This window comes from Mesorhizobium sp. 113-3-9 (genome assembly GCF_016756515.1).
GTDB lineage: Bacteria > Pseudomonadota > Alphaproteobacteria > Rhizobiales > Rhizobiaceae > Mesorhizobium.
Window position 1 is genome coordinate 4,540,810 of the sequence record NZ_AP023246.1, and the last position, 16,713, is coordinate 4,557,522.

Here is a 16,713-nt window from a genome sequence, read left to right on the forward strand (position 1 = left end):
GTACCCAAAGGGAAGCGGTAAGCCTTACAATGCTTGGATTTTCGGCATTTCTGAGCTGAAGTGGCTCCCCGGGATCGGCGAAGCCGCGAATTACGAATTCGCTATAGCTCTTCGCCAGAATGCGCCGCAAGCACTCAAGATGCGAAAACGCGACCGAGACCGAGCGGAGGCACTTCGCCTTGCGGGTGTCCCCCAACCGTCACTTCGCGACCAAGCTGTTGCTATGGCTCGGAAGGGCGGTGAGGTGCGGACCTGTGATTTTTCAAATGCAGGAATCCCTCGCTGTTACTTGTCCCGGATGTGCAAGGAAGGCCTGCTCGTCAAGGTCGGCTACGGGCGATATCGCGCCGCGGTGGTGGATGCGCCATCTTGAACCGCAGGCGACGACACGCCGGATGCGGAGCAGTGGTCGGTTGCCGCGCGCGATTTAGGTAAGCGACATCCAGACAGTAGATTTTCTAACATGGTTTTCGGACACGAAGGGGTTCAGCCCGCAGCCAAACGCCCACGGTTTGCCGATTTGCGGAAAACGGTCATTTTCCGGACAGACCTATGTCGCTTTTAGAGGAGCAGGTCCAATCCTATTACGAAGGTTGGAACGACTGCTTTGCGCCCAATATCGGACCTAGAGTTCAGCTCTGCACTGGCTGTAAACCAGACATTGTCCGCACTGTTGGAAAAGGTGCAGTCACTGCTAGTGGAGCGTTATCAGCACAATAGAAATCCGCACGCGGTTCCGTACACCAAACACCCGAGAATGCCGTTTGGCTTGGTTGCCTTCGTGGACTGACATAGCCAAAGCAAGGGTCACCGGGATTACAGCTGAGCGCTTTCGCTTAGGGCGCGAACGGCGTTAGAAACTGCGCCCGCACTTGTCCACGCCTGTTCGGTGGCAATCATCCGGTGTCAGCCCCCTCCAGCAAGAAAGTTCGTCGACGCTAGGAACCGCAAGGTGCTCGCGGAGTTCAACTCGAACAACGGGAGGATGACCCCATGAACAAGCTGAACACCAACGATTTTGGCGGATCCAATTTTGCTGGAAATGATCTGCAGACGGATGCCGAGCGCGCCGGCAAAAGCGCCGAAGCCATCGGCAAATTGAAGACGAGTGCGGCGGAAACCGCGACGAATCTGAAAAATGCGGCCGCCTCCGTATCGACCGACGCAAAGGATTATGCCGGCTCTGTAGCGGCCGACGCTGCCGGTGCGTTCAAGGAAGCCGTCGAGTCGAACAAGACCGCTGGCGCAGACGCGATCGCCAACATCGCGCATTCCGTCAAGGAGGCCGCGGACGGTATCGAAAAGCAGTCGCCGCAGGTCGCAGGCATGGTTCGCAGCGCGGCGGAAGGCGTGGAGCGAATCTCGACCGACATCCGGGATCGCAACGTCGGCGAACTGTTCGATTCGGTCACGAAATTCGCGCAGCGCCAGCCCGCCGCCTTTTTCGGCGTCGGTATCCTCGCCGGCGTGATGCTGACCCGGATTATGCGAAGCTCCGATCGGTCCTGACATAAGGGCTTGCCAGATGGATGATGGTGTCGATCGCCGTCCGTTCGGGACCGTAGTCAACGAAGCGTTCGGTCAGTTCGCTTCGTTGATGCGGCTCGATCTGCGCCTGCTAGAGGCGGAAATGTGGGGCAAGGCCTCGACGATCGCGTCTTCGGGAGCATGCGGAGTTGTGGCGGTGCTCTTCTTTGTGTTGGCCGCTTTCGCGCTTGTCCAGTTTCTAATCCTGGCAATGATCCATTTTGGCGTCGGCGCGATGTTTGCGTGTCTGATCGTCGGCATAGCCCTTGTCGGCGGTGGTCTGCTGTCCCTTCATCTAGCCAGGCGCGCGCTGATTGGATGGACCATTACGCCGGTCGAGACCGTCAACCAGGTGCGCAGCGATCTTGCTGCATTGAAGCAGGGGGTGCGCTTTGGCTCAACTCAACGATGAAATCCGCGACATCATGGTGCAAAGCCGGGCCGAGCGGCAGGCGCTGTTTGAGCCGATCAGCGAGCTAAGCCGTAGACTGCAACCTCGGCACCTGGTCGAGGTGACAACCAACTATGCCAAGCAAAAAGTGGCAACCGTCGTTGGTGGTGTTTCCGATGCCATCAAGGACAATGGCGGCACAGCAGCCGCAGTGGCCCTGGGTGCTGTCGCGGTCTTCGATGCCGGTAGGAGAAGTTCTCACGGCGGGGCTGATGTCGAAGAGGCCCCGAAGAACTTCGGGAACGGCGAGCATGCGGACGCGGCGTCGATCCGTTACTCAGCGCCACCCAACAGGGCTGTCACGAACCTTGATCGGGGCAAGGCGCTAGCCGCGTCTGCCGGAGGGCTATTGATTGGCCGCGCGATCGGCCAGGCGTTCGAGCCGACGGACAAGGAACGTTCGTTGTTCGGAAAGGCTGGAGCCGAAGTTCAGACCGCAGCTGCTGAATTCGTCAGGCAGCACTCGCATGGCGCGAAAGTGGCGGCTGCGCAGGCCTTTGGCTTCGCACGGTACTCTGCCGCTTTCCTGGCTATCATGGCGGCGATGAGCGACTACATGCGCAAGCCGGACGACGGTAGCTATACCTGACTGTTGTCATCTAGCCCTGGGAAAAGCCCGTGATCGCGAGATCATGTTCAAAGTCCGGCGAATACGCATCCCAATCACGACGTTGGGCGCTTTATTGGGAGGACAGACATGCGCAAGGTCGTACTGATCATGACTGCCTCGATCGACGGTTTCGTCGTTGCGCCGGCCGGAATAGCCGTCGGCGCGGTGGCTGAACCGGCAGAGCTGAAGCGCTGGAAACTTGAGCGCATTCGGCCCGCCGGAACGCACATCATGGGCCGGGTGACCTATGAACAGATGGCCTCCTTTTGGCCGACTCCACGGACGACTACGCCGCGCCGATGAATGAGATCCCCAAAGTTGTGTTCTCCAAGACGCTTCAGGCAGCCAACTGGCCCGAAAGCTCCATTGCGCGCGGAAGCCTCACCGAAGAAATCGCTGCATTACGCGAACAAGCAGGCGGGGAGATCATTGCCTGGGGCGGGCCAGCTTTGCCCAGTCGCTGTCGCAAACTGGACTCGTCAACGAATACGTCGTGGTGACGCGGCCGGTTGTCTATGGAGGCGGCAAGCCAATGTTCCGCGATCTGCCGGAGGCACTTCACCTCGAAGTCCTCGCCTCTACAACTTACGCGAACGGGACCACACTTCACTTGTACCAGCCACAGTGACCACGACCGTCGCCCGGCCAAGCACCCAGACCGTCAAGGTCGCATCATAGAAGTGTGTGCTTAAGGTCGTCGCTGGCGGAACTTTTGTGGGGTTTAGCCCTTCTCCTGTGAACCGTGGAGGTAGCAATGGCAAATCTGGGTCAATTGGCGATCGCGATGCTTGGCGTCCTAGCATACCAAAATCGCGACAAGCTCGGCGACATGATCCGTAAAGCGGGCGAGCGTAACCCAAACGATACGCAGGACGGGATTCTGGATCAGATCTCCAAAGGCGTCTCGGGGACCGCGCTTGGCGACATACTTGACCGGTTTAGAGGGGCGGGGGCTGGATCAAAGGTCGATTCTTGGGTTGGCACAGGGCCGAATGAGCCGATCGAGCCAAATGAGGTGGAAGCAGCGCTGGACGAAAACACGTTGACAGCACTCTCGATGCAGACCGGCCTTTCGCGCGAGGAACTTATCAGAAGGATCACTCGAGATTTGCCTGAGGCAGTCAGCAAGATGACGCCAAATGGTGAATTGCCACCTGCGGAAGGCAACGACGAGACGACGCTGCTTGACGACGTGCCTCCGCGCACGACCCGGGCCTCAGCCGGTCAAAGCGATCGCTAGGATTATGGCACGATCCAGAGGAGCCATGTCCATTCGTGCAGGCCCGGCAGTTGGGATGAACAGGCATGGATATGGTGGCGCCGAGACCGACAAAGTCATTGCAGAGTTAGACTTGTTGGCCGCACTGCTCGATTCCGGTTGGCTCATTCCGGGCACATCAATTCTCTTTGGACTGGATGCCCTCGTGGGTTTGGTGCCCGTCCTCGGAGACGCCGCAACGGGCGTAGTCTCGGCCTACATCGTTTGCGTGCCAGAAACTGCGGTGCTGGAAACGGCCTCGTCGCCCGCATGCTGGGAAACGTGCTGCTTGATACGGTCGTAGGAAACGTTCCCATTCTCGGCTCAATCTTCGACGTTTATTTCAAGGCGAACAATCGTAACGTCAGACTGCTTCGCCGTCACCTCCAGAGCCGGAGAGAACGACATGGACGATAATCTAAAACAGAAGTTGATCGATCACCGCGCGCTCATGCAAACCCGAGCTGCCGAGTTGGCGACGCCTGATGGTAACACCGATATCGCCGCGTTGATGTCAGGCATCGCGTTGACGCTTGAAGCCTTGCTGGTAGTGGCTGAAGAGAGCAAAACACCACGCTCGGGGCCAACGGTGGAAGCGGCTGATCAGGTGCAGTAAGGCGTCACTTCAGTTGGCGGCCTGCAAAAACTTGGCGACGCTCGCCAGCGGAACATCGCAATCGCTACTGCATTGCTAGTGAACGGCAATGCAGAACGGGACACAAGATGCGACGCGCGATGATGGATACATGGGCCCTGATGCGAGAAAGCGTCGTTGGCTTTGTAAACGACAATGCTCTTAGCCATGGCGCGGCAATGGCTTTTTACGCCACCACATCGTTGGCGCCAATTCTGCTTATCGTGGTGGCAATCGCAGGTCTTGCCTTCGGTCATGAAGCCGCGCAATTGGCTTTGTCTGCTCAGATCTCGGGCCTGATGGGTCCAGAAAGCGCAAATCTCCTTCGAACCGCGCTAGAGAGCGCATCCGGAAAATCATCCGGCACCTGGGCGGCGGTCATTGGCATCATCACCTTGCTCGTGACCGCTTCCGGGGTCTTTGGCGAAATGCAGCAGTCGTTGAACACAATCTGGAAGGTCGAAGCGCAGGGCAGTTCGTTGTCGCGCCTGGTGCGCGCACGCGCCGCAAGTCTAGGACTGGTCGGGGCACTTGGTTTCATTTTGCTCGTCTCTCTCGTGGCGAGCGCGGCGATCTCGGCACTGGGCAACATCATCAACGCTCAGCTGCCGTTGGGCACAATCGTCCTCAGCGTGATCAATGCGGTTGTTTCATTTGTTCTGATCGCAGCCATGTTCGCTGCCATCTACAAGATCCTGCCTGATCGAACCCTGGAATGGCGCGATGTCGGGATTGGCGCTGTGGTGACCGCTGCCCTGTTCACGCTCGGCAAATCGCTTATCGGTTGGTATATCGGCTCCAGCGCGATCGCTTCCTCCTATGGGGCCGCCGGCGGGCTGCTCGTCATTCTGCTCTGGGTTTACTACTCGGCGGAAATCTTTCTCCTCGGTGCGGAAATCACTCGCGCCTATTCCGTTCGACATGGCAGCAGACCCGATCTGGATGCGGTGGTTCACAGTGCTTTGCCTGCAACACCGGTCGTCGCATTGCGCGCAGTGCAAAAGTCCAACTCTGCTGGCGTTGTCGTGCTGTTTGCGGTGGCATGCGCGAGCGCAACACTGACCACCTTGATGCTGGGTCTTCGACGCTGACCAGGCGATGGTCGACTGCCTGACGCCGCCGCTCCTCGCTCGATGCTGGGTCCGTAAGGTCAGTCCGCCTCGTCGCTCGAAGGCATTCGGAAAGGTCCATCCACGCCCCCACGGCGTGGCCATCGGCAGCAGCGGGGTCGCGGTATACATGAACCCATGATCTTCGGTTGGATTGATGTCGCCAAGTATTTCGCGATCAACGACGTGTCTCCTCACATCATAGGCCTTGTCGGCCCCCAGTGTGATGCGCCGCCAAGATGGTCTGCGGTCCAACATGGCGAGCGCGGCATCACGCTCGCTCGTGCCCGTGGCCTGGGTAATGCCGCCATCGACCGCCAACCCATGACGGGTCTCCATCAGCGCATGCCCCATGTAGCAGAGCTTCGCCGGCTGCCCGTCGCCCTTCTTGTAGAGCCGCGCCTGCGGGTCGCTCGTGCTCTGGTGTGTGTCGTTGGAGCGCTTCTCCTTATGAAAGCCGCGCTCGGCGTTACGCCCCGCCCCATCCGGGTCGTTGTCGCTTCCGTCCTTGCGGCGGAAGCTCTTGATCGAAGCCCAGGCCTCGATCAGCGTCCCGTCCACCGAGAAGTGATCCGACGACAGAAGCCGCTGTCAGCGGTCTCCATAGGTGCCACTAGGCGGGCGGTCGTGACAAAGACTTCTTCCGCAGTGCCCACCATCTATACCGCAAGCTTTTCGCGTTCGGGGACAGATGATTGCATCAGCGTCAAACCCTGCCATTTCCGATCTTGACATTGTGTTGCGCGTCTCGAATGCGGCAACAGGTGAGGCGTTTTCAACCTCAAAGAAGCCGGGTAAGCAGTGGAACCGAGTTCAGCTGATGACGTTTTTCCGGAAGGTCACGCTGAATGACCTAACCACGGAGGAAACGATGATCAAGACGCTCACAACGGGCGCGATGGCGCTCACACTCATGGCTGGTTCAGCTTTGGCTGGCAGTACATCCGCGCTCGACGATCCGGCAAAGATGTCGCCGTTCTTCACCGACGCCGGCATGAAAACCTTGAAGACGGAAAAGGATTTCAAGACCGCATGGACGGCCATGAAACCCGACGAACAGAAGGCGGTGTTGAAGGACTGCGGCGACACCACAATCAACAAGTCGCATGCGGATTTCTGCGCTATGGCGAAGATGATGGGCGGCTGAATGTAGGTTGAACGTCGAAGGCGGGCGCACCGAGCCCGCCTTCGAGGTGACTACAGGCGAGAGCAATCGGTGGCCTTCGATGGCTCGTTATTGCGTGCCTCAGGTCCGAATCGGACACTTACGGCGAAGCCAAGCGCTTCTTCGAACTGCACGACTGGCAGTTGCACGAAATCGTCCTGCAGTTGCCATGCCGGTGCAACGATACGGTCGAATGGGCGGCCGGCAAAGTGCGCGGGATGCTCCGAGGCAATAAGGTTCTTACTTGGCTGAGACGTTTAATGGCTCACGGTTGACTGCCAAATGAGGTCCCATATTGCACCGGCCATCCTTAGGAGCGGAATATCGGGGCGCTTCCGCTCTTGAACTTATTGGGAAATTGCTTGCCTGTCCTGTCTGCCAGCATGTCGGCGGATTCAACACGTGAACATGCCCTGCGTGGGACTGTCGACAGCCCTTTTTGAGCCGACTTGCGTTACTTCATGAACGGGCAATCCGGGAGGCCGTGGCCACGCAGGCGTTAGCCACGGCTAGGGATTTCGTCCTCCGCACAAGCTCAATGCCGCGGATGGTCTAGGTGGCGCTTCGTTCTCGGGTCATGTCGTCGTCTGGATGATCAAGCGTCAATGTTCCGTCACCGTCGATGTTGGCCGCCACAACCTGCGAGGAGTTGAGCTCGTACGCCGCCAGGGCTGATGTTGCCCGCGGCGACGTTTCAATCGAATGTTGCAGGCGAAGCAAATCCTCAGCGCTGGTCTCGCTGACGAGGGCCTCGGTTTGTGCTTTGACGCTTGTGGGCAAATCCTGAATGGAGACAATCAGTATATTGGCAAACTTCTGATCAGACGAACTTTGAGCGGGTGGATTTTGGTCAGGCACGGCGTTTGGTGGCGTGGGCCCGGCGGGTGAAACCGTTGATCGCGCGAAAGCCGGCGAGCCGAGCCAGGCCAAAGGAGCAGGCAAGCAAAATCAGCGTTCGCATGATCGTTCCTTTCGGTTTTGCTCAGGAGGACCAACTTGATCACGATACATCCAGCGTCGCCGATAATGGTTCCAGGGCGTCGAATTCAATCGCAAATCCGGCATCGATCGCGCTCTGCTCAACGAGAGTGCTATTTGCCAATCAGTAAGTTCACAAAGCGGAAACGTTCTCCTTACGGCGCGGATCACCTCGGATATTGAAACGCACGGGTTGTCGACAAAATTCATCAGGTGGCGGACGATCACTCGGCGAATATCCGCTGAGGTGGGCGTTTGGTCGAGTGCGGGAATCTCCCTAGGAATGGAGCCGCTTTTCTGAACCACTGCCCGTTGTTATGTCGAAAGCGACCGGCACACGATGAGCAATGCATGCTTCCGCAAGCAATTCTTCCAACTCGTGGTCGGTGGCCTTGCAAGCCGGCATGAGGGTTCTAATGGCGCGGATCGCCAGCGCGATCGACAGGAACCCGGCTTTGCCTCGCGAGCGCACGTAGGCTTCGGCAGCTTTTTCAACCGTCACTGAATGAAAGGCGTGGGCCATCGAGTACTCCTCCCAGCAACCACTCTATGGCCGGGTTTCTCCACCCTTCAAGGCTTTGTATGATTCCGGACAATGGGTGGAGGAGGGCAGACCAAACCGGTCCTCCAGGGCAAGCTAGTCCGATGCCAAGTCTGCCCCCTGAACCACCTCGCTGAACGGCATCACCAGTACGGTCCTGCCGCTTTCATCGGTCACTTCGAAGCTGCAGTCGAACCAGCTGCGGAGCGTGTCCATGCGGGTGCGAAAGACGAGATCATGCGCGTTGGCAAGGGCATGCCCGTGCACGGCTTGCTCGTTCGCAAGCTCATCGCCTTCAGGGTCGGGTATCAGCCGGCCGCGGTAGCGAACATTCATGAAGTAGCGCAAGGTCCACCTCATCTCTCTCGCTTGATTGGGAACTGAAAGACGTTCGAATATTCCTTTTCGGCAAACCCGTAGGACTGACCCGCGATCTGTTCCAGCTTCTCGCGGTCTCTCACCGTGACGTGGCCGCGCGTGGCCCGGATCACGCCGGTGCCCTCCAGCATCTGCACCGCCAACGTCACACCGGGACGACGCGTGCCCAGCATGACGCTCAGAAATTCGTGGGTCACAGGCATGTCGTCTCTCTCCAGACGGTCATGGGTCATCAGCAGCCAGCGGGCAAGCCGCTCCTCGATGGAATAGCCGGCGTTCGCATAGGCTGTCTGGCTGACCTGCACGATGAAGGTGTGCACAAACCGAAGAAGCAGCGCGCGCAGCGCAGCGCTGTGGTCCATCGCTGCCTGAAGTTCGGCCGCCCCGATGCGAAAGGCTTCGCCGGCAGCCTGTACCATGCAGGTGTGAGGCGTGCGATCGACGCCGAGCACGACGGCGGTGCCCACCAACCCCTCCGACCCCACCATGCCGACCTCGAACCGACCTTCTTCGGTGTCGGCGACGATCGATGCAATGCCCTCTTCGGGGAAGGTGACATGCGCGATTATTTGCTCCGCTCTAAACAGGTGTTCGCGCAACCCGAACGAAACGGCTTCGAGATGCGGCTGCACGAGTGAAAAATCGTCGCGCGGCAGTGACGCAAGCAGACGATTGCGAATGCTGGATTGCTGAAGCTGAGCCATGCTCTCGCCTCCCGGTTTGGGGCAAGAGCACACGCATCTCTCAGTCACCTGCGCCCATACAAGTCGGCAGGCGATGGCCCACAATCCTCGCAAGTGTCACGGCAGGCAATTGCGAATATCACTTTTGGGTCTCAAATATGGCCTTGGGTACGATTTCGAACAGTCGCCGAGAGTGCAGGCGGCGTTCTCGAACCAGCGCTGCATGGTTCTGCCGGAACAATTCCACACGAGCATGGCAACAATGGCCCGAGAGCAACCTCGTAACCTCGTCGAATTGCTGCGACGGCAGTTTTCCAGTGAAATTCTGAGACGGCACCTGCGCGGCCTGCCCATCTTTCGCGTCGAAAAATGGCTTCCCGATCGACTGCGGAATCTGGTGGATCGTTTGTCGCGGAAGGGAACAGAAAAGTAGTCACGGGTATTTGGTCCAGCCGCGCGCGATCTGGCCGGGGTACGTCCTATTCGACCCGCTGTATACGGCCCTTGTTCAGGCGGAAGACACCATTCTGACCGCCTTGCCTCTCAAAGTCGGCTTGGAGTTCATCCCATGTGCCCATATACGCTTCACAATCATCGCAAAAAATCGGGGTGTCAGGATCAGCGTTGGCGGGAATTCTCAGCCGTATGGTGAGGCAGTATGGGCACTCAAGCTTATGGTCGAGGAATTTTGGCGGCGTTAGCCGAGAATGTTCCGACTTGCGCGCTATCCAATCCAGCAGGTCTGGATCCACGGTGTCAAAGCCGGTGTATTCACGGATCATCTGCGCGGCGAAGTCGCGCCATTGGCTTTCCGGGATCTTCCCTTCAATGATTGCGCGGCGAAAGGCATTTCGCAGGATATCGCCGTCGGCTGCAGACACCTTGGTACGTGACATTTCATCCTCCCACACGGAAAGGCGGAAGCATCGCCCGCTTCGAAGTGCCCCGCCAATTTCACCGTCCAATGCGTGCGGTCCAGGAATTATACGCCGGTTCGGAACAGTGCCGAGTCCCGGGAAACGGTGGGTACGATTCCGTACCAGCATTTCTTATTGAAAGGACGATTTTGGCCGCCCTACAAATTTGAAAGATTGACATGCAGGATAATTGGGATGGCTGAAGTGGCACCTGGCGATCGGCGCGTTGAAGTGGTGGAAGCTGACGATGAATGGTTGGTCCGCGTGGTCGAGGACGATCAGGAACTAACCCGATCATTCGCGCTCCAATCTATTGCTCTAGCCTTCGCGGAGGGCCAGCGGATACGGCTTGGCCTTGCTGATTTCAAACGGATTTAGACACCTTCGGGCTCGAGGCCCATGGCTTACGGCACGGTCGATGCCCCCGACGCGGCTGTCGAATGAACCTCAAGCTCGTCGCCAAACGGGGCTGGCGGCAGCGGCTAGGAGTAACTCAAGTTCGCCGGAACACGATATTCCGCTGATGCGTTTCATGATCCTGCGAGGGACGATTTTATTGGAGGCTGAACATGCGCAGCTTCGAAATGATCGATCTGCTTTGCGTGGTCGAGGCCTGCAGGCAAGATCGAGCGGTTGGAAATTTTGTCCCGATGGCTGAAGGCGTGGAAGAGTTGCGGGTGCTGACCGGCGATTTCGTGTCATCGGACGACGTCGTGGCAAAAGCCCTTTCATGGTAGCGCTTGCGCGAGGCTGCTCAGTGTTATTCGACGAACAGGCAGGCGCCTCCATGCTGCGAGGTGGCCATCGCTTAGTCGGTTCATCGGACCTATCATAGAACGCCCGCCACGTGGGTATGGCGGGCGGTGCGATGGGTATAAAGGTCAGGTCAGGATAAGGACGATCTTCAACGTATCGGGATCGACGATGACGATCCGACCGTCGGCCAATACGAAATACTCGTAGCTTTCGTAGGCTGGCACGATCTTGACGATGCGCGCCGGCAGACGATGCAGCCGGATCTTTTGCCGAGGCACCTGGATGCCGACCGAAATGTCGAAATCGACCTTGGACACCGGCTCGACCCGGGTCTCCTTGATGACCTGGGTGATCTGGTTTTTCTGTTCAACCGTCACATTGCTGATGGAAGCAGTCGACCCCTGATCAGTCTGTGTCGACGTCTTGCCTTGAGCCTGCTCGTCGGTCTGGGTCTTGGCTTTCCCTTGAGCCTGCTGATCCGTCGGCACCTTGGCCTTGCCCTGGGCCTGCTGATCGGTGGTCGCATTTGCCTTGCCCTGGGCCTGCTGGTCCGTCGGGACCTTGGCCTTGGCGCCCTGGGCCTGCTGATCTGTGGTCGCATTTGCCTTGCCCTGAGCCTGGTCAGTCTCGACCTTAGCCTTGCCCTGGGCCTGCTCGTCGGTCTTGAGCTTCGGCTTGCCTTCAGCCTGTTGGTCCGTCTGGACCTTGGCCTTGCCTTGGGCCTGCTCGCCCGTCTTCATCTTCTGGCCTTTTTGACAGTTGGCCGCGCCGGCCGCACAATTGGCGTCACCGCCCGACTGGGTTTCAGGCTGCGTCTGAGCTATCGCGACACCGCATCCGATGCCGAGCGCAAGCATACTGGTGATCAGAATTTGCTTCATGAGAAGTCTCCTCGAACGTATCAGTCCCTTCGCAGGATAAACCTCGACGAAAAAACTTCGTTCCAGGTGAATTGGCAAAAGCGGCAGGCGGAAATTTGAAGGAACAAGCCATATCCGACGGCGTTATGACGGGAGCCCGTTGCTGGCTGCGAATGATGTGTATCGCCAGCGCAGGGCTTGCAAAGGAAAGGAGACATCATGAGGATGCATCTTACCACTACCGCGGCAGGACTCTTGCTACTCGCTGGCGTTGGCGCTGCCGCCGCTCAGGATGTGGTCATCCAGCCTGAGCAGGAAACGGTGATCAAGGAGTATGTGCACAAGCAACCGCTGGCTTCCGTCAAACTTCCAGGGGTTGAGCTCAATGTCGGCACGGCTCTGCCCGATACCGTCGAACTTCATGAAGTTCCCAACGTCAAATACCGCTACGTTGTGGTCGACAACCAAACTGTGGTTGTTGATCCTCACACACGCAAGATCGTCAAGATCATTCAGTGATCCAAGGCCAAGCCCGCCGCTTCGCGGTGGCGGGCTTTTGCCGCTCCGACAAAATCTGTTCGCCCGCTACCCCACTCGTTTCGCCATAGGCGCGCCCAGCCTGGGGGACGCAGAACACGCTGGCGATCATGCGGACTTTGCAATAGTTCCGGGCTTTTGCCCCGCTGAGAATCCCCGGACTGCAACAATGCCCCCAGCGTGATGCTGTGGGCATTGTTCGCCATCCGTTGATGACGCTTTCATGGGCGAGGCCACAAACGGAACCGGGTGATAAAGCCGCACGTTCTGCGTCTAGCCGAGTTTTTGAAGTTTAGCCCAGGAGCTTGCAGATGGTTCGTCGATTCGCAATTGCTACCGCATCCGTCGGCCTGTTCACTGTTTCGGCCATCGCTGCCACGGAATATTGGGTGGCGAAAGATGCCGTTTCAAAGCAGTGCGAAGTGGTCACGAAGAAGCCAGACGGAACCCTAGTTATCGACCTTGCGAAGTCCACGTTTAAGAGCGAGGCAGAAGCGAACGATGCATTGAAGAAAATGCCAAGCTGCAAGAAGTGATGTCGGTTGCGTGCTAGGTGGTCCGTGTTGACGCCGCAATCGAACAATTGACGATCCGCATCGTCCGGACGTTTGCGTTGTTGCCTTTGGGTGGCCTGCGAAAGAAGGCCTAGTCTTGAAACGCGCTGATCAACCGTCTGACCGCAATTCTGACAGGCGTAAATAGTTGTCTTCCTCCCGAGCCGCCTCGCTTCCGTGGCGCTTCCGGTTGTGGGGTGGTCCAAGGTCTGAAAGCTTAGTCATGGCGCGTCAGTCCTGTTCATCGATCATGCACCGGGAGGGGCCGTTGGCTGCTTTGAGCCCTTGGCAGAGGGAAGCGTTCACCCCCCTGATGGGGCGTGATGGCGCGGCGCCGCTTCCATGCTGTTGCCGGCTTTCAGGTAGCTCGCAAAAATCGAGAGCTTCGTTTCATAGCCTAGCCGCACCAGAGCTCTGCAGTTGTCGCACCTGAAGCTTCCGATTGTGCGAAGCCAGGAACCGAACCGTACCATAGGGTGTGAACAGGCCGGACATTGGAACTCCATCGGCACGTCGCTCAACTCATCGCACAAACTCATTTCCGTCATTCTCCCAACCCGGTGTTCGGGCCCATGGGGCCGGTCCGCCCGAGGAAACAAGAATGGCGTGGAAGTGTTCCCGACTGGGCCTTCTGGCTGATCGGGAAACGGACTTCAGTCTTACCTTAAGCGGACCTTTCTAGTGCCCGGCCGGTTCGGCCAAACTAAAACTCAGCCTGGGCAGTCCAATTTTGGAACTATTTTAGCGAAATCTAATTTAACTTCGGTCTGTCAGAGTTCCGCGCATGCGTTTGAAGTTCGTCGCGCCATTGATGCCGACCCTGGTCTCCCAGCCTCCGGAAGGTGACGTTTGGAGTCACGATGTCAAGTTCGACGGCTATCGCTCGCAGATGATCATCGATGAAGACGGGACGCGCATTTACACCCGCAACGGCCATGACTGGACGCCCAAATATCGCGACCTGGTGCAAGAGGCGAGCCGCCTCGGAGCGGAAAGCGCCATCATCGACGGCGAGATCATCGTGCTTAATGCTGGGGGTCTTTCCGACTTTGGCGAGTTGCGCAAGGCGATCACCCGCCGGCAGCACGATCTCTATTTTGTCGCCTTCGATCTCCTGCATCTCAATGGCCATGATCTGCGCGACATGGCGCTGGATGAGCGCCGCGAGATTCTGGGCAGCATTTGAAGAAGCGCTCGACGAGGTTGCGTGCCTTGTAGAGGAAGGCGCTGAAGCAGATCGGGTCCTTGCGGTTGGCCTTGGGAGGGATGTTGGCCCAAGCCCTTCGCTCGGTGACGGCATTGCGCAAGGCGTTGGCATCATGGCCCTTGTCGGCAAGCAGCATGGCCCCTTCCGGCAATTCCGTTATCAAGTCCGCTGCGGATGCGATGTCACTCATCTGACCTGCCGTGAGCATCAGCTTGATCGGCCTGCCTTTGGCATCGACAAGAGCATGGATTTTGGTTGTCAGCCCGCCTCGGGATCGACCGAGACAATGATTGCGATCCCCCTTTTTGCCGTCGCACCCTGTTGGTGGACGCGAACAATAGAGGTGTCGATCATCTGCACCTTGCCGTCATGGGCTTTGGTGACCGCACCCATCAGGCGGTCCCAGACACCGGCTTTGCGCCAGCGGTTGAAGCGATTGTAGATCGTGGTGGGCGGTCCATAGCGTGCCGGCAGGTCGGCCCACCGCGCACCGGAGCGCAATACCCAGAAGATACCATTGAGAACCCGCCGATCATCCACGCGCGGCACGCCTCGCGGCTTGTTGGGCAGATGCGGCTGGATCGCGCGCCATTCGAAGTCGGTTAGATCGTATTGATTCATGGGCAGTCTGAATCACAAACTGGCGCAACAGGAAAGCCGCAGGCTTGACCGCACCGTGGAAGGCGGACATGAAAGGTCGATGATGAGCGAAGATATGCCCCAGTTGTTCTACCCAGGCATGCCGGAGCGCACGGAGCCTTGGACAGGTGACTACGAGATCTTATGGAGCATCTACATACGCTGCAACAATAGGCAGAAGCTGCGCCGTGTTCACATCCCTGCGCTCGAAGCGATCATTGGCCAGCCCCACGGTGGACGAGGTTGGGTCATCGAGAAAGAGAACGACAATCCGGGAGAATTGAGATTGATGGCCACCGAAATCCTGGCCGGCTCCTACTCTGATGCCATGCTCCTTTCGTTGCTCAGGAAGCTTTACGCGCTCAGGCCACACTGGCATCTCACCGCAAGGCTAAACGCTGAGCATCCTCGCGGCGTCTATATTATGGCCACCTATGCGGAGAAGGAACCGAGCAGCGCCGCCCCTGCCGTATCCAACATCATGGTTGAGTTGCAGCCGGACTTCTCATGCTTGATCGATGGCACCACATCGCATCACAGCGGGAGCGGCAAAGCGTTTTGATGACCTGCTGTGGTGAGGCCGTCGGACGGACGCCTCTTACCATTCTCAGACGTCGCTCGCTTATGGGTATACGGCCTAGCTTAATGCTCAATGAGCACTTGCGGAATCGACTTCCTGGACCGATGGCTGGCCAACAACGTCCCCGAGACACCGAGAGCCGATGTCATTTCCGTTGACGAACTCACCCACAAACTGACTGCGGATGCCAAGTCAATTGGCATCACTCGCGGTGAGATCGATGAAGAGGTCGACAGCCTCTATCATACGATCCTCGATGCCATTGTGCATTACCACCCTGGCTTGCCCGACTAACCCTTACTGCAGCGCTATGACATAGGCCTGCAAAAAGGCCCCGGCGGAGGGTGAATCGCCGGAGCCTTAGCCATGTACGAGCTACTCAGCATGTCCGCTTATTACGATGCGCTAACATGCTTCAAGAAGCCGTAAATCCGAGACACAACCTAAAGCTGGTTTCAGGCGAGGGGAGGACAGGAATGTAGTCCTCGCGGTGCGGCGAGCGCCTAAAACGGAGGACGCCAATGGTCACCAAACTTTACACCTATCTCGGTATCCACGAAACCGGCAGCAGGCCAGTCATCTGACACCAGACTTCGCCTTAGCACTGAGGGATGGCTGAGGCGGCGTCGACCGCCGCCTCGCCGGCTTCAGACGTGGGATGGCCTCGCCTCCCAATTGGGTGGAGGCATATCTCCATCCTCGATAAGGATGTCCTTCTTTCGGGCAAACGCGGCGAAGATCCCCCTGGCCGTTTCCGCCTCGATGTCTCCAACCAACGCCGCCTTGCATGCGCGGAGCGCAGCTTTCTGCTCCGGACTGTTGCCGCACCAATCGCTGGCAAACTGATACGCGTCAACTACGGTGTTGATCTGGCGGGGGAAGCCCATCCCAACCCAAACCCGGATGGGTTTTTCGAACGGCTTAGAAAGCATCGCGACCTCCATCGCGAGACTTCAAGCGGCTAAGCCCACCGCGGGCGCGGGTGCTCACCATCCATGGCGGCGGCGCGCTCGGTTCCTCAAGTATCTTGGCTGATTTCGCGAAACCGCGGAAGGCGTCCATCGCGGCCCTTCGGGGGTAGTCGCTGTCGAATGCCCTTTGGCAGGCTCGTAGCGCCGTCTCGTAGATCGGTCCGCGCCTATTTCTCGGCCATTCGTAGAGATATTCTAGTGCGTCCTCGACGCATGCGATTTCCTGGATAAGGCTGCCTCCGCTTTTAACGAAAACAGGGCTGTCGAACATCCGGTCGTTCATTAGATCCTCCAAATCGAACGAACAATTGAGTTTCAGGAGAGCCAGGGGCCTACAGCAATGTCCCTGGTTCAAGGT

At 58.2% G+C, this 16,713-nt stretch carries 27 protein-coding genes and 2 pseudogenes; 19 read left to right on the plus strand and 10 right to left on the minus strand.

Annotation, left to right across the window (positions count from 1 at the left end):
• Positions 1–993: 993 nt before the first annotated feature.
• The 10 genes from MesoLj_RS22010 to MesoLj_RS22055 all read left to right on the plus strand — a co-directional run bounded on the left by MesoLj_RS22010 (position 994) and on the right by MesoLj_RS22055 (position 5,571).
• Positions 994–1,509 carry a hypothetical protein gene (locus MesoLj_RS22010; RefSeq protein ID WP_202322441.1) on the plus strand — a complete coding sequence of 172 codons (516 nt, stop codon included), beginning with the start codon at positions 994–996 and terminating at the stop codon, positions 1,507–1,509.
• A 16-nt stretch (positions 1,510–1,525) separates the two neighbouring features.
• The gene (locus MesoLj_RS22015; protein WP_202322442.1) at positions 1,526–1,939 is read left to right on the plus strand and encodes a phage holin family protein; all 414 of its coding nucleotides are present in this window, start codon (positions 1,526–1,528) and stop codon (positions 1,937–1,939) included.
• Positions 1,920–2,567, plus strand: a complete 648-nt coding sequence (locus MesoLj_RS22020) for a hypothetical protein (RefSeq protein WP_202322443.1) — start codon at positions 1,920–1,922, stop codon at positions 2,565–2,567. The genes MesoLj_RS22015 and MesoLj_RS22020 overlap by 20 nt, the downstream gene beginning before the upstream one ends.
• A 108-nt stretch (positions 2,568–2,675) precedes the next feature.
• A complete protein-coding gene (locus MesoLj_RS22025) occupies positions 2,676–2,891 on the plus strand; it encodes a hypothetical protein (protein WP_202322444.1) in 216 nt (71 codons plus the stop codon).
• A gap of 193 nt (positions 2,892–3,084) precedes the next feature.
• Positions 3,085–3,216, plus strand: coding sequence for a hypothetical protein (locus MesoLj_RS36855; protein ID WP_446720334.1), 132 nt, complete (start codon positions 3,085–3,087; stop codon positions 3,214–3,216).
• A 126-nt stretch (positions 3,217–3,342) separates the two neighbouring features.
• The gene (locus tag MesoLj_RS22035; protein WP_202322445.1) at positions 3,343–3,828 is read left to right on the plus strand and encodes a YidB family protein; all 486 of its coding nucleotides are present in this window, start codon (positions 3,343–3,345) and stop codon (positions 3,826–3,828) included.
• Positions 3,829–3,883: 55 nt separating this feature from the next.
• The gene (locus MesoLj_RS36860; protein ID WP_446720335.1) at positions 3,884–4,150 is read left to right on the plus strand and encodes a DUF4112 domain-containing protein; all 267 of its coding nucleotides are present in this window, start codon (positions 3,884–3,886) and stop codon (positions 4,148–4,150) included.
• Positions 4,117–4,263 (plus strand): DUF4112 domain-containing protein, encoded by a 147-nt coding sequence (locus MesoLj_RS36865; RefSeq protein WP_202322447.1) that lies wholly within the window; start codon positions 4,117–4,119, stop codon positions 4,261–4,263. The genes MesoLj_RS36860 and MesoLj_RS36865 overlap by 34 nt, the downstream gene beginning before the upstream one ends.
• A complete protein-coding gene (locus tag MesoLj_RS22050) occupies positions 4,253–4,462 on the plus strand; it encodes a hypothetical protein (protein WP_202322449.1) in 210 nt (69 codons plus the stop codon). The genes MesoLj_RS36865 and MesoLj_RS22050 overlap by 11 nt, the downstream gene beginning before the upstream one ends.
• A 107-nt stretch (positions 4,463–4,569) precedes the next feature.
• Complete coding sequence (locus MesoLj_RS22055) at positions 4,570–5,571, plus strand: YihY/virulence factor BrkB family protein (protein ID WP_202322451.1); 1,002 nt, start codon at positions 4,570–4,572, stop codon at positions 5,569–5,571.
• Positions 5,572–5,772: 201 nt separating this feature from the next.
• Here the strand turns inward: MesoLj_RS22055 and MesoLj_RS22060 are convergent.
• Positions 5,773–6,180: pseudogene (locus MesoLj_RS22060) on the minus strand (IS5/IS1182 family transposase); the annotation flags it as partial.
• Positions 6,181–6,460: 280 nt separating this feature from the next.
• Between MesoLj_RS22060 and MesoLj_RS22065 the strand changes: the two are divergent.
• On the plus strand, positions 6,461–6,736 hold the full coding sequence (locus MesoLj_RS22065) for a hypothetical protein (protein WP_202327393.1): 276 nt from the start codon (positions 6,461–6,463) through the stop codon (positions 6,734–6,736).
• 570 nt (positions 6,737–7,306) lie between these two features.
• Here the strand turns inward: MesoLj_RS22065 and MesoLj_RS22070 are convergent.
• From MesoLj_RS22070 to MesoLj_RS22085, 4 genes are all read right to left on the minus strand, one after another.
• On the minus strand, positions 7,307–7,612 hold the full coding sequence (locus tag MesoLj_RS22070) for a hypothetical protein (RefSeq protein WP_244735126.1): 306 nt from the start codon (positions 7,610–7,612) through the stop codon (positions 7,307–7,309).
• A gap of 397 nt (positions 7,613–8,009) precedes the next feature.
• Complete coding sequence (locus tag MesoLj_RS22075; protein WP_202322453.1) at positions 8,010–8,255, minus strand: hypothetical protein; 246 nt, start codon at positions 8,253–8,255, stop codon at positions 8,010–8,012.
• 114 nt (positions 8,256–8,369) lie between these two features.
• Entirely contained in the window at positions 8,370–8,621 is a 252-nt protein-coding gene (locus tag MesoLj_RS22080) for a DUF6894 family protein (protein WP_244735127.1), read from the minus strand.
• Between the two features lie 8 nt (positions 8,622–8,629).
• Positions 8,630–9,355, minus strand: coding sequence for a Crp/Fnr family transcriptional regulator (locus tag MesoLj_RS22085; protein ID WP_202322457.1), 726 nt, complete (start codon positions 9,353–9,355; stop codon positions 8,630–8,632).
• Here MesoLj_RS22085 and MesoLj_RS36350 point away from each other — a divergent pair.
• Positions 9,354–9,767 (plus strand): hypothetical protein, encoded by a 414-nt coding sequence (locus tag MesoLj_RS36350; RefSeq protein ID WP_244735128.1) that lies wholly within the window; start codon positions 9,354–9,356, stop codon positions 9,765–9,767. The genes MesoLj_RS22085 and MesoLj_RS36350 overlap by 2 nt on opposite strands.
• Positions 9,768–9,813: 46 nt before the next feature.
• On the opposite strand, the gene MesoLj_RS22095 is transcribed toward MesoLj_RS36350, so the two are convergent.
• Positions 9,814–10,230, minus strand: coding sequence for a hypothetical protein (locus tag MesoLj_RS22095; RefSeq protein ID WP_202327615.1), 417 nt, complete (start codon positions 10,228–10,230; stop codon positions 9,814–9,816).
• A gap of 216 nt (positions 10,231–10,446) precedes the next feature.
• Between MesoLj_RS22095 and MesoLj_RS22100 the strand changes: the two genes are divergently transcribed.
• Together MesoLj_RS22100 and MesoLj_RS36355 are read left to right on the plus strand one after the other, a co-directional pair.
• The gene (locus MesoLj_RS22100) at positions 10,447–10,629 is read left to right on the plus strand and encodes a hypothetical protein (RefSeq protein WP_202322459.1); all 183 of its coding nucleotides are present in this window, start codon (positions 10,447–10,449) and stop codon (positions 10,627–10,629) included.
• 191 nt (positions 10,630–10,820) lie between these two features.
• Entirely contained in the window at positions 10,821–10,988 is a 168-nt protein-coding gene (locus MesoLj_RS36355; RefSeq protein ID WP_244735129.1) for a hypothetical protein, read from the plus strand.
• Between the two features lie 144 nt (positions 10,989–11,132).
• Here the strand turns inward: MesoLj_RS36355 and MesoLj_RS22110 are convergent, their stop codons facing one another.
• The gene (locus MesoLj_RS22110; RefSeq protein WP_202322461.1) at positions 11,133–11,888 is read right to left on the minus strand and encodes a DUF1236 domain-containing protein; all 756 of its coding nucleotides are present in this window, start codon (positions 11,886–11,888) and stop codon (positions 11,133–11,135) included.
• 198 nt (positions 11,889–12,086) lie between these two features.
• On the opposite strand from MesoLj_RS22110, the gene MesoLj_RS22115 reads away from it, so the two are divergent.
• The 3 genes from MesoLj_RS22115 (at position 12,087) to MesoLj_RS22125 (ending at position 14,144) form a co-directional block, all read left to right on the plus strand.
• The gene (locus MesoLj_RS22115) at positions 12,087–12,386 is read left to right on the plus strand and encodes a DUF1236 domain-containing protein (RefSeq protein WP_202322463.1); all 300 of its coding nucleotides are present in this window, start codon (positions 12,087–12,089) and stop codon (positions 12,384–12,386) included.
• Between the two features lie 329 nt (positions 12,387–12,715).
• Positions 12,716–12,940, plus strand: a complete 225-nt coding sequence (locus tag MesoLj_RS22120; RefSeq protein WP_202322465.1) for a hypothetical protein — start codon at positions 12,716–12,718, stop codon at positions 12,938–12,940.
• Between the two features lie 907 nt (positions 12,941–13,847).
• A complete protein-coding gene (locus MesoLj_RS22125) occupies positions 13,848–14,144 on the plus strand; it encodes an ATP-dependent DNA ligase (RefSeq protein WP_446720336.1) in 297 nt (98 codons plus the stop codon).
• On the opposite strand, the pseudogene MesoLj_RS36360 reads toward MesoLj_RS22125, so the two are convergent.
• A pseudogene (locus MesoLj_RS36360) lies at positions 14,119–14,792 on the minus strand (IS5 family transposase); the annotation flags it as partial. The gene MesoLj_RS22125 and the pseudogene MesoLj_RS36360 overlap by 26 nt on opposite strands.
• On the opposite strand from MesoLj_RS36360, the gene MesoLj_RS22140 reads away from it, so the two are divergent.
• Positions 14,785–15,366, plus strand: a complete 582-nt coding sequence (locus MesoLj_RS22140; RefSeq protein ID WP_202322469.1) for a hypothetical protein — start codon at positions 14,785–14,787, stop codon at positions 15,364–15,366. The pseudogene MesoLj_RS36360 and the gene MesoLj_RS22140 sit on opposite strands and share 8 nt — an antisense overlap.
• A 90-nt stretch (positions 15,367–15,456) precedes the next feature.
• On the plus strand, positions 15,457–15,678 hold the full coding sequence (locus MesoLj_RS22145) for a DUF768 domain-containing protein (RefSeq protein ID WP_202322471.1): 222 nt from the start codon (positions 15,457–15,459) through the stop codon (positions 15,676–15,678).
• 353 nt (positions 15,679–16,031) lie between these two features.
• Here the strand turns inward: MesoLj_RS22145 and MesoLj_RS22150 are convergent, their stop codons facing one another.
• Complete coding sequence (locus tag MesoLj_RS22150) at positions 16,032–16,328, minus strand: DUF982 domain-containing protein (RefSeq protein ID WP_342215770.1); 297 nt, start codon at positions 16,326–16,328, stop codon at positions 16,032–16,034.
• Complete coding sequence (locus tag MesoLj_RS22155; protein ID WP_202322475.1) at positions 16,306–16,638, minus strand: DUF982 domain-containing protein; 333 nt, start codon at positions 16,636–16,638, stop codon at positions 16,306–16,308. Before MesoLj_RS22155 ends, MesoLj_RS22150 begins: the two co-directional genes overlap by 23 nt.
• Positions 16,639–16,713: the final 75 nt, after the last annotated feature.